Annotated in this window: 10 protein-coding genes; 4 read left to right on the top strand and 6 right to left on the bottom strand. The window is 65.2% G+C overall.

All coding sequences use genetic code 11. The features are described from left to right. Positions 1–181 precede the first annotated feature (181 nt). Positions 182–838, bottom strand: coding sequence for a helix-turn-helix transcriptional regulator (locus OZ411_RS41945; RefSeq protein WP_207234408.1), 657 nt, complete (start codon positions 836–838; stop codon positions 182–184). A gap of 183 nt (positions 839–1021) precedes the next feature. Here OZ411_RS41945 and OZ411_RS41940 point away from each other — a divergent pair, with 183 nt between their 5' ends. After that, positions 1022–1366 carry a DUF952 domain-containing protein gene (locus tag OZ411_RS41940; protein ID WP_282532649.1) on the top strand — a complete coding sequence of 115 codons (345 nt, stop codon included), beginning with the start codon at positions 1022–1024 and terminating at the stop codon, positions 1364–1366. Continuing rightward, on the top strand, positions 1363–2460 hold the full coding sequence (locus tag OZ411_RS41935) for a quinone-dependent dihydroorotate dehydrogenase (RefSeq protein WP_130577671.1): 1098 nt from the start codon (positions 1363–1365) through the stop codon (positions 2458–2460). The genes OZ411_RS41940 and OZ411_RS41935 overlap by 4 nt, the downstream gene beginning before the upstream one ends. Before the next feature lie 100 nt (positions 2461–2560). Here the strand turns inward: OZ411_RS41935 and OZ411_RS41930 are convergent, their stop codons facing one another. The 5 genes from OZ411_RS41930 to OZ411_RS41910 form a co-directional block, all read right to left on the bottom strand. Further along, positions 2561–3889, bottom strand: coding sequence for an MATE family efflux transporter (locus OZ411_RS41930; RefSeq protein ID WP_282532648.1), 1329 nt, complete (start codon positions 3887–3889; stop codon positions 2561–2563). 3 nt (positions 3890–3892) lie between these two features. Next, positions 3893–4627: an MBL fold metallo-hydrolase gene (locus OZ411_RS41925; RefSeq protein WP_282532647.1), complete on the bottom strand. Its 735-nt coding sequence runs from the start codon at positions 4625–4627 to the stop codon at positions 3893–3895. 18 nt (positions 4628–4645) lie between these two features. Next, positions 4646–4951 (bottom strand): DUF6460 domain-containing protein, encoded by a 306-nt coding sequence (locus tag OZ411_RS41920; RefSeq protein ID WP_165421018.1) that lies wholly within the window; start codon positions 4949–4951, stop codon positions 4646–4648. A 100-nt stretch (positions 4952–5051) separates the two neighbouring features. Next, the gene (locus OZ411_RS41915) at positions 5052–6704 is read right to left on the bottom strand and encodes an ATP-dependent DNA ligase (protein WP_282532646.1); all 1653 of its coding nucleotides are present in this window, start codon (positions 6702–6704) and stop codon (positions 5052–5054) included. Then, entirely contained in the window at positions 6701–7741 is a 1041-nt protein-coding gene (locus tag OZ411_RS41910; protein WP_282532645.1) for a ligase-associated DNA damage response exonuclease, read from the bottom strand. Before OZ411_RS41910 ends, OZ411_RS41915 begins: the two co-directional genes overlap by 4 nt. A 135-nt stretch (positions 7742–7876) precedes the next feature. Between OZ411_RS41910 and OZ411_RS41905 the strand changes: the two genes are divergently transcribed. Beyond that, on the top strand, positions 7877–8803 hold the full coding sequence (locus tag OZ411_RS41905; protein ID WP_282532644.1) for a methyltransferase domain-containing protein: 927 nt from the start codon (positions 7877–7879) through the stop codon (positions 8801–8803). Positions 8804–9044: 241 nt separating this feature from the next. Continuing rightward, positions 9045–10271: an ABC transporter substrate-binding protein gene (locus tag OZ411_RS41900; protein ID WP_282532643.1), complete on the top strand. Its 1227-nt coding sequence runs from the start codon at positions 9045–9047 to the stop codon at positions 10269–10271. Positions 10272–10491: the final 220 nt, after the last annotated feature.

Genomic DNA, 10491 nt, shown 5'->3' with positions numbered 1-10491 from the left:
CAAAGCTTCGCAGCCATGATCCATCTGACCGCTGCCGTGATAAACTCCCGATGAATCCCAACAGACCCTAGTGCATTGGCGGATCCGTTACGGATGTGATTCAAGCTTCGAAGTCGTAGCCCTCGAAACCTGGTTCGACGTATCAAGCATGTGCGGAGCGGTATCTTCGCCTGCGCTGCCCTCACTGCCTCACCCACACGATCCGCGCGATCCAGGCCACATCCTCGGCTGCGAGCGTGCGATCCGGCTCCGCCGGATTGAACGACTGCAATTCGAGCGTCTTTGCCGTGCGGCGTTTGCACTCCTTCACCAGCATCTCACCGTCCTTCGTCCGCAGCACCACGCGGTCACCGCGGCGGATCGGGGTTGAGGGCGACACCAGGATGATGTCGCCCTCGCGGAAAACCGGCCGCAGCGTATCGCCGGAGATTTCGAGCGCGTAGGCGTGCTCGTCCGGGATCGTCGGCAGCGCCACCTCGTCCCAGCCTTTGCCGGTCGGAAAGCCGTTGTCGTCGAAAGCATCGCTTGCCGCCGCCTCGGCGAGGCCGATCAGCGGCACCGAGGGGCCGCCGCGGCCGCCGCCATCGCCGATCAACTGCACGAAGGCGTCGATGGACACATTGGTCGCGGCAAGCGCCTTGGCGACCGATTCGGTCGATGGCCAGCGCTCGCGGCCGTCGGCGGTGATGCGTTTGGACTTGTTGAAGGTCGTGGGGTCCAGCCCGGCGCGCCGGGCAAGCCCGGACGGCGACATTCCGGCGCGCTCCGCAAGCCGGTCCAGCGCGGCCCAGACCTGGCCGTGGGTGAGCAGGCGCGATTGCTTGGGCGGTCTGACCATCGGAATTCCGCCGTTCGGATTTAGGAATTATTGCCGGAACCTGCGGCTTTCCGCAAATGTCCCCAATCGGCCCTGCTGTGGCGCTTGAGTTGCGCCACGGGCGTCGATACGTTCCCTCATTGACCCGACCAGTTTCGGGAAAACCCCAACAGACTCAAGCGACAAGCAGGGGACACCGGAAAGGTGCGCACGATCTATAAAATCAGCCCTGCCTCGGCCTGGCGCGAGGCCGAGCGGGCCGGGGTGTATCGGGGTAGTGCCGACGATCTGCGCGACGGTTTCATCCACTTCTCCACCGCATCCCAACTCGCCGGGACCGCGCGGAAGCACTTTTTCGGTCAGACCGGCCTGTTCCTGATCGCGGTTGACGCTGATGCACTCGGTGACGCCCTGCGCTGGGAGCCTTCCCGTAACGATGAATTGTTTCCGCATCTCTATGGCGAGCTCGATCTCGGTGCGGTCACCGCGGTCTACGACCTGCCGGCACGCGCCGACGGCACCCATGTGATCCCGGAGCAGCTCCCGTGATCCGCGCCTTCGATGCCGTCTCGCTGCCGCTGCTGCGCTGGCTCGATCCGGAGGACGCCCACCGGCTGGCGATCCAGGGCCTGCGCTTCCTGCCGCCGATCCGCCAGCGGCTGGATGACCCGAAGCTCGCCGTGCGAGCGTTCGGCTTGAATTTTCCCAATCCGATCGGTATGGCCGCGGGCTTCGACAAGAACGCGGAAGCGCCCGATGCGCTGCTCAAGCTCGGCTTCGGCTTTGTCGAGATTGGCTCGGTGACGCCGCTGCCGCAGGCCGGCAATGCCAGGCCGCGGCTGTTCCGGCTCGAGCGGGATGAGGCCGTCATCAACCGCATGGGCTTCAACAATGACGGCGCGGCGGTGGTGCTGCGGCGGCTCGCCAGCCGCGCGCATCTTTCCGGCATCGTCGGCGTCAATGTCGGCGCCAACAAGGATTCGCCTGATCGTACCGCCGACTATGTGAAGCTGATCGAGACCTTTGCGCCGGTCGCGAGCTACTTCACCATCAACGTGTCCTCGCCGAACACGCCGGGCTTGCGCAATCTGCAGCAATCGGCGGCGCTCGACGACCTCCTGGCGCGGGTCATCGATACCCGCGAGCGGGTGCGGAAGAATGCCGGCGACTCGCCGGTGCTCTTGAAGATCGCGCCGGACTTAAGTCTCGCCGAACTCGACGACGTCGTCCACATTGCGCGCTCGCGGCGCGTCGACGGCATGATCGTCGCCAACACCACGCTGGCGCGGCCCTCGATCTTGCGCGAGCAGGCCCGCGCGAAGGAGCAGGGCGGCCTCTCCGGCCGGCCGCTGTTCCGCCTGTCGACGCGGATGGTGGCGGAGACTTATGTGCGCGCGGAGGGCGCGTTTCCTCTGATCGGCGTCGGCGGCATCGATTCCGGCGGCGCCGCACTGACAAAAATCCGCGCTGGCGCCAGCCTGATCCAGCTTTACTCCGCGCTGGTCTATAAGGGCCTCGGTCTCGTCGACGACATCAAGCGCGATCTCTCCTCGACGCTCCTGCGCACCGGCCGCGACTCGCTGTCCGAAATCGTCGGCGCTGATGCCGCGACCATCACGGCCGAGGACTGGCCGGTGCGGTAGAGTCTTCGTAGCCCGGATGGAGCGAAGCGCAATCCGGGAAGCCGCTCTCCGCAACACTGAAGGCCCCGGATTGCGCTGCGCTCCATCCGGGCTACGGCATCTACGGCTTGAGAAATGACGCCCTGAACAGCGCCGGATAGCGCAGCGCTTCCAATCCGCCGCGCGCGGCGTAGTGCACCAGCAGCGCGGTCCACAGCCCGGCATTGCCGAAGGGGCGCAGCAGGAACCAAGCGGCGAGGAAGATCACGAGCGACAGCACCATCAGATTGCGCATGTCGCGCGCCCAGGTCGCGCCGATATAGACGCCGTCATAGGCGAAGGCGAACACCGCCAGCAGCGGCGACAGGATCACGAACAGCAGGAACGCGCGTGCAGCCTGCCGCACCTCCGTGTTCGCGGTCATGATATCGATCAGCGCCGGCCCGAACAGCGCGAACGCCGCCATCACCGCGAGCGCGAACACAAAGCCCCAGACGATGACCAGCCGCACCGCGCCGGCAAACGCATAGCGGTCGCGCGCGCCATAGGCGCGGCCGCAGAGCTGCTCGGCGGCATTGGCGAGGCCGTCGAGGAAGAAGGCGCTGACCAGGAGGAAATTGTTCAACACCGCGTTCGCCGCCAGCGTGACGTCGCCGGCGCGGGCGCCTTGCGCGGTGAAGAACAAAAACGCCGTGATCAGCGCTGCGGTGCGGATCATGATGTCGCGGTTGACCGCGAGCATCCGCATCAGTTTTTCGCGCGCAAACAGCGTGCCGGGCGGGATGTCGAGGTTGCCGCCGGTGAGATGCCGCGCAATGAGGATGCCGAGCACCAGCCCGGCCGCTTCCGCGATCACAGCGGCGACCGCCGCGCCGGCGATGCCGAGATTGAACACCAGCACCAGCAGCATGGTCGCTGCCATGTTGACGACGTTGATCGCGATCTGCGTCGACAGCGCCAATGTCGCCCGCGCCTGGCCGATCAGCCAGCCGAGCACGACGTAATTGGCGAGCGCGAGCGGCGCCGACCAGATGCGGATCAGGAAATAGGTCTTCGCGGCCGCGGTGACGCCCTCGCTGCCGCCCATCGCGCTGAGCAGGATCGCCGAGAGCGGCACCTGCAGCACGATCAGCGCGGCGCCGATGACTGCCGCGACGATGAAGCCGCGCACCAGGATCGCACGCAGTTCCTGCGTCTCGCCGGCGCCGAGCGACTGGGCGGTGAAGGCGACCGTGCTCATGCGCAGGAATGCGAACAGCCAGAACATGCAGTCGAACAGCACGGAGGCCATCGCGACCCCACCGAGCAGCGCCGCGTCATCCAATCGTCCGATCGCGGTGGTGGAGACGATCCCAATCAGCGGCGTCGTCAGGTTCGCGATCATCGCGGGACCCGCGATGGCGAATACCTGCCTGCTCGTGACCTCCGCGGATGGGTTTGGTGCGTGCATCTTCTAGAACACCACCACCATGCCGTCGCTGGCAGTGGTGTAGGGCAGCTCGTCCACGCGGCCGAGCATATCATCGCTCATATGGGTCAGCACCAGCCGCTTGGCGCCGATCTCGGGCAGATGCGCTTCCAGCGTTGTCAGGCTGAGATGGTTCTTGACGATCTTGTCGTAGGCATAGGCTTCCGCGATGAACAGGTCGGCGTTGCGCGCCGCCGGGATCAGCGCCTCGGTCCATTCGGTGTCGGCGCTGTAGCTGATGACGCGGCCCTCGGCCTCGATGCGAAGGCTAAGGAACGGCCCGCCGGATTCGCCGTGCACCACCGGATAGGGCGTCACCTTCACCGCGCCGAAGCTGCGGCTTTGTTCCGGCACCAGCGGTACGACGGAGAGATCGAAGCGCTGCTTTGTCTTCGACGAATGCTCGAACAGCGCTTCCATCACCTGTGGCAGTCGCGTCTCGATACCCTCAGGCCCGGCGATCACCAGCGGCCGGCTGCGCCGCGAGAACTGCGCATCGAGCAGGAAGAACGGCAGGCCGGCGAAATGATCGCCGTGGAAATGCGTGATCAGGATCAGATCGATCTCATCGCGCGCGATCTCGAGCCGCTTCATGGCCGGCAGCGAGGACGCGCCGCAATCGATCAGGAAATTGACGCTTCTGCCGGTGACGTGGAAGCAGGTGTTCGCGCGGCCGCCGGAGCCGAAGGCGTCACCGCAGCCGACAAATCGCAGTTGCATCGCCCCGGTCCGCGACAGCTAGCGGCCGCGCGGCGTCCCGAACAGCCGCGACAACAGCCAGACCGGGATCACGATCACGGCGCCAAGCAGGAAATAGCGCCACAGCCAGTTGATGGTGTCGAAGCCCAGGTCCCACAGTCGCTGGAACAGCAGGCGGATGCTGTGGATGATGTTCCAGGGATCGAATCCAACAGCCGCGAGCACCACGCCGACCAGGATCGACAAGAGGATCAGCCGGAAGGCGACCGACAGCGGCGAGCCGCCGAGAAAGCGGTACAAACCGTCATTCTGGCTGGCCGGCAAGTCACGGACGTCGTCAGGCATTGCTGTCTCCTCGCGGGTCTGCATCCGCATTATAGGCAAGGCGGAGCACATGGGGAACCCGCGCCGCGCCGTCAATGCTTATCATACATGCCTGGAACCTTTAATTTGCCGTCACACTCTTCAGCATCCGCTCCAGCGTCTCCAGCCGGTCGGCCTCGCGCGGCGGCTTGTCCCAGCGCAATCGGTTGATGCGCGGAAAGCGCATCGCGACGCCCGATTTGTGCCGTGGTGAGCGCTGCAGACCCTCGAAGGCGACTTCCAGCACCAGCCCCTGGTCCGGCTCGTGCACGACATGGCGGACGGGTCCGAACTTCTCGGTGGTGTTGCGGCGGACGAAGCGGTCGATCTGCAACAATTCCTCATCTGTAAAGCCGAAATAGGCCTTGCCGACCGGCACCAGCTCGTCGCCAGCATCGCCATTGGTCCAGACGCCGAAGGTATAGTCGGAATAATAGGACGAGCGCTTGCCGTGGCCGCGCTGCGCATACATCAGGACCGCATCGATGATGTGCGGATCGCGCTTCCACTTCCACCATTGTCCCTTCGGCCGTCCCGGCAGATACGGCGCATCGCGCCGCTTCAGCATCACGCCCTCGACCGCTTCCGCATCGAGCCCGGCGCCGGCGCCGGCGGGATCGGCGCGCGCCGCCGTCAGCGCGGGCCAATCGGTGAAGGGGACGGTCGGCGACAGGTCGATGCGCGGATCGGCGAGCTTCTTGATGAAGCTTTCCAGATGCGCGCGACGCTCCTCGAACGACAGTTCGCGCAGATCGTTCTCGTCGTCGCCGAGCAGATCATAGGCGCGCAGATGGATCGGATAATCCTTGATCAGTTTCGGCGACACGACTTTGCGGTTCAGCCGCTGCTGCAGCACGTTGAAGGTCTGCACCCGACCGTCGCGCAGCACCAGCAGCTCGCCGTCGATCGCGCCGGGCAGATGCAGCGAGGGCAACAGGTCCGGAAAGCTGTTGGTGATGTCCTCGCCGGTTCGCGAATACAGCCGCACCTGCAAGTGCCCGCGCTCGTCGCGGCCTGAAACCGCCTGCACGCGGATGCCGTCCCATTTCCATTCGGCGATGAAATCGGCCGGATCGAGACTGGCGAAATCCGCATCCTCGATCGCATGCGCCAGCATCACCGGGCGGAACGGCGCCGGGTCGCGGTTGACAGGTTTTTCGGCCCGGCCCTCCAGCCAGGCGAACAGATCGAGATAGGGCGGCGCCAGCCCCGGCCACATCAATTCGATCTCGTGCGGGTCTTTCTCGCCGAGTGCCGCGGCCGCGGTCTTCGCCAGCCGCGCCGAAATCCCGATCCGCATCGCGCCGGTGACGAGCTTTAGCAGCGCCCAGCGTCCGGTCTCGTCGAGTTCGTCCAGCCAGCGCGCAAGCTGCGTCGGCAGTTCGGTCTTGCCGAGCGTGCGCAGCCGGGTGACGACCTCGGTCAGCGTCGGCGGCGGAGGATTGTTGTGGCCGGCCAGCGCCACCCTCGGCCACATCAGCGCCACGGTTTCCGAAAGGTCGCCGACATAGTCATAGGAGAATCCGAACAGCACCGGATCGGTGCGCTCCATGATCAGGTCGCGGATCAGGCCCGGCTTGGCGTGTTTGAACGACAGCGCGCCGGTGAGCGCCGCCAGCGCATAGCCGCGGTCGGGATCTTCGGTGTCGCGCAGATAGGCCGTGAGCAGTTTGAGTTTATTGTTGCGGCCGGGCTCATAGGCGAGGCGATCCAGCAGTTCGGCGAAACGGTTCATGCCTCGCCTTCCTCGCCCTCGAGCACGGCCTCGGTCTCCTCCTCGTCGCCATAGCCGACGAGATCGAGCGGACGCGCGGCAAGACCCTTGGTCTTGCACCAATGCACCAGCGCGTCTTCCTGGCCGTGCGTCACCCACACTTCGCCGGCGCCGGTTAGGCCGATCGTCGCGGTCAGCCCGTCCCAGTCGGCATGGTCAGAGATCACCAAGGGCAGTTCGACGCCGCGCTGCCGCGCGCGGGCGCGCACCCGCATCCAGCCCGAGGCAAACGCGGTTACGGGATCGGGAAAGCGCCGGGTCCAGATGTCTGATGTCGCCGTCGGCGGCGCCAGCGTGATGGTGCCGGCAAGCTCGGCCTTCTTCATGCCGCGAACCGGGCGCAAGTCGCCGAGCGCGATCCCGCGGCTCTCGTAATAGCGCGTGATCTTCTCCATCGCGCCATGCAGATAGATCGGCGCGTCATAGCCGGCCTCGCGGAGCAGCGCGATCACGCGCTGCGCCTTGCCGAGCGAATAGGCGCCGACCAGATGCGCGCGCTCCGGAAACAGCGCCACCGATGCCAATAGCTTCTTCACCTCGTCCGCCGCATTGCCGTGCCGGAACACCGGCAAGCCGAAGGTCGCCTCCGTGATGAAGACATCGCAGGGCACGATCTCGAACGGCGCGCAGGTCGGGTCGCGCGCATCCTTGTAGTCGCCGGAGGCGACGATGCAGAGATCCTTGCAGGAGACCGCGATCTGCGCCGAGCCCAGCACATGGCCGGCGGGATGCAATTTCACCTTGATGTCGCCGAGCCTGATCTCCTCGCCGTAACGAACCGCCTGTGTGGAGCCGGCAAAATTGTCGCCATAGCGCAGCCGCATCATGTCGAGCGTCTCCTGGGTGGCCAGCACCGCGCCATGGCCGGCCCGCGCATGGTCGGAATGGCCATGGGTGATGATCGCGCGCTCGACCGGGCGGACCGGATCGATATGAAAGCCCCCCGGTTTGCAGCAGAGACCGGCGGCAACTGGCATCAGGATGTCTTGGGGACGCATGCCGCCTATATAGGCAGTATGGTCGCGATGTTTAGCTACCCATGCGCCTCTTGACCCGCGCTTCCATCTCCCGGAAAAAGCGTTGTTTTCGGTGCCGGGTCCGAGCCCGGCCATGACGATATGGTTCCTTGACGTATGCCTAGACGTCTCTTCCTGTCCTCCGGCGATCTCGTTGCCGACCGCCGCTATGGATTCGCGCGCGACCTGCAAATGCGGGGCGATCTCGCCGCCGCCGCCGACCTGCTCGAGCAGGCGATCGAGCTCGCACCGCATTTCGTCTCCGCCTGGTTCGTGCTCGGCGAGATCCGACAAAAGCTCGGCGAACGCGAGGCGGCGATCGCAGCTTTCCGCCGGGCCCGCGATGGCGATCCACAGGACCATCACGGCGCCAGCCTGCATCTGATGCAACTCGGCGCGGAAGGACTGTCCGACATGCCGAAGGCCTATGTGCAGGCGTTGTTCGATCAATACGCGCCGCGCTTCGACGAGGCCCTGCTGCACGATCTCGGCTATCGCGGCCCGTCGCTATTGCTCAAGGCGGTGCTCTCAGCGCGCACCGCTGCGAACAAGCCGGCCTTTTTCAAGCGCGGCATCGATCTCGGCTGCGGCACCGGGCTCGGTGCGGCCGCCTTTGCCAAGAACGTCGATCGCTTCATCGGCATCGACCTGTCGGCGGGCATGATCGAGCAGGCGCGCGCCACCGGCCTCTATGCCGATCTCGAGGTTCAGGACATGCTGAACGGTCTGCGCGTTAGGGATGATGCCAGCGCCGACCTCATCCTCGCGGCCGACGCCATGGTCTATGTCTGCGACCTCGCATCTGTTCTGGCCGAGGCCGGACGTGTGCTGGCGCCCGGTGGCGTCGTCGCCTTCACCGTCGAGACGCATGATGGCGAAGGCGTCGTGATCGGCGACGGGCTGCGTTATGCGCACGGCGAGTCTTACATCGGTGCCGCGATCGAGGCCGCAGGCCTGAACTTATCGGCGCTGCAGCCCGCCTCCACGCGCAACGAAGGTCGCGTCCCCGTCCCTGGCCTGGTCGTAGTCGCGAGCAAGATGTAAGTGCCGTAGCCCGGGTGGAGCGCAGCGTAACCCGGGGCAGCCCGCAGACGCGGAGACAGATGTCCCGGGTTGCGCTGCGCTCCACCCGCGCTACGACATCGGGCAAAACTTGAGTCTACACGCTATCTTTTCCGCGCCGCGGAACTGCTCAAGCGGCATTGCGTCGCAAAGGCAAATGTTCGGTATTGCCGAGCAAGGCGGAATGTTGATCATTGTTGTCGTCTAGGGAGAGACAACAACAATGAAAAAGCAAACCAGGCGCGAGTTCTGCGCCACCGCCATCAGTGCGTTCGCCGCGTCCACCTTGCCCGCGCCCTATGTCTGGGCCGCCGAGAAGAAATATGATCCGGGCTCGAGCGACACCGAGATCAAGCTCGGCCAGACCGTGCCGCATTCCGGCCCCGGCTCGCTGTACGGTGTGCTCGGGCGCGTCGGCGAGGCCTATTTTCAGATGCTGAACGAGAAGGGCGGCATCAACGGGCGCAAGGTCAAGTTCTTGACCATGGATGACGCCTACAGCGCGCCGAAATGCGTCGAGGCCACGCGTCGGCTGGTGGAGCAGGAGGAAGTGCTCGCGCTCTATGGTTCGCTCGGCACCGCGCCGCAGACCGCCGTGCACAAATATCTCAATTCCAAGGGCGTGCCGCAGTTGCTGCTCAACACCGGCGCGTCGAAATGGAATGACCCGAAGAATTTCAAGTGGACCATGGCCGGTCTGCCGCTCTACCCGACCGAAGCGCGCATCCTGGCCAAGCACGTCGTGGCCGTGAAGCCGGACGCGAAAGTCGGCATCCTCTACCAGAACGACGATTTCGGCCGCGATTTCCTCGGGCCGTTCAAGAAGGTGTTGGCGGATGCCGGCGGCAAGGCGCAGGTGATCATGGAGCAGACCTATGATCTCACCGATCCGACCGTCGACTCGCAGCTCATCAATCTCTCGAAATCGGGCGCCGACGTCTTCTACAACATCACCACCGGCAAGGCGACGTCGCAGTCGATCCGCAAGGTGGCCGAGCTCGGCTGGAAGCCGCTGCATCTGTTGTCGGCGGGCTCGACCGGCCGCTCGATCCTGAACGCCGCGGGGCTTGAGAACGCAACCGGCATCGTCGCGATCCGCTATGCCAAGGAGGTCGGCGTGCCGCGCTTCGAGAAGGACCCGGACGTGCTCGCCTTCGAGGAATTGCGGAAGAAATATCTGCCCAATGTCGATCCCGACAACACCATCGCGTTCGCCGGCTACGGCCAGGTCGCGACCATGGCGGAAATCCTGCGCCGCTGCGGCGACGATCTCACCCGCGCCAATGTGCTGAAGCACGCCACCACGCTCGCCGGCTTCCACTCGCCCTATTTCCTCGACGGCGTCAATTTCAGCTACACGCCCGAGGACTACACGCCGATGAAGACACTCTACATCTCGATCTTCAACGGCAAGGACTGGGACATCTCCGACAAGCCCGTGACGGAGTAGGGCGGGGAACTGCTTCATCTCCCTCTCCCCGCCCTTCGCGGGGAGAGGGTTGGGGTGAGGGGCTCTCTCCGCGCAGGCGGTGAGAGACGCGTGTGCGGAGAGAGCCCCTCACCCGGATTGCTTCGCAATCCGACCTCTCCCCGCGGAAGGGCTGTCCGATTCACACATCGCGGAGCGCCAGACTGGTACCAAATTTGATGCGCTGGAAGGCTTCGAGCCC

This window comes from Bradyrhizobium sp. Arg237L, from assembly GCF_029990105.1.
Lineage (GTDB): Bacteria > Pseudomonadota > Alphaproteobacteria > Rhizobiales > Xanthobacteraceae > Bradyrhizobium.
Note: the sequence above shows the minus strand (reverse complement) of the source record. Positions and strands in the feature narration are given on the sequence as shown.

Excerpts from the sequence above, each read along its gene's own strand:
- OZ411_RS41945 (WP_207234408.1), bottom strand. The coding sequence starts at position 838 with ATGGTCAGACCGCCCAAGCAATCGCGCCTGCTCACCCACGGCCAGGTC.
- OZ411_RS41930 (WP_282532648.1), bottom strand. The coding sequence starts at position 3,889 with ATGCACGCACCAAACCCATCCGCGGAGGTCACGAGCAGGCAGGTATTC.
- OZ411_RS41925 (WP_282532647.1), bottom strand. The coding sequence starts at position 4,627 with ATGCAACTGCGATTTGTCGGCTGCGGTGACGCCTTCGGCTCCGGCGGC.
- OZ411_RS41920 (WP_165421018.1), bottom strand. The coding sequence starts at position 4,951 with ATGCCTGACGACGTCCGTGACTTGCCGGCCAGCCAGAATGACGGTTTG.
- OZ411_RS41915 (WP_282532646.1), bottom strand. The coding sequence starts at position 6,704 with ATGAACCGTTTCGCCGAACTGCTGGATCGCCTCGCCTATGAGCCCGGC.
- OZ411_RS41910 (WP_282532645.1), bottom strand. The coding sequence starts at position 7,741 with ATGCGTCCCCAAGACATCCTGATGCCAGTTGCCGCCGGTCTCTGCTGC.
- OZ411_RS41905 (WP_282532644.1), top strand. The coding sequence starts at position 7,877 with ATGCCTAGACGTCTCTTCCTGTCCTCCGGCGATCTCGTTGCCGACCGC.
- OZ411_RS41900 (WP_282532643.1), top strand. The coding sequence starts at position 9,045 with ATGAAAAAGCAAACCAGGCGCGAGTTCTGCGCCACCGCCATCAGTGCG.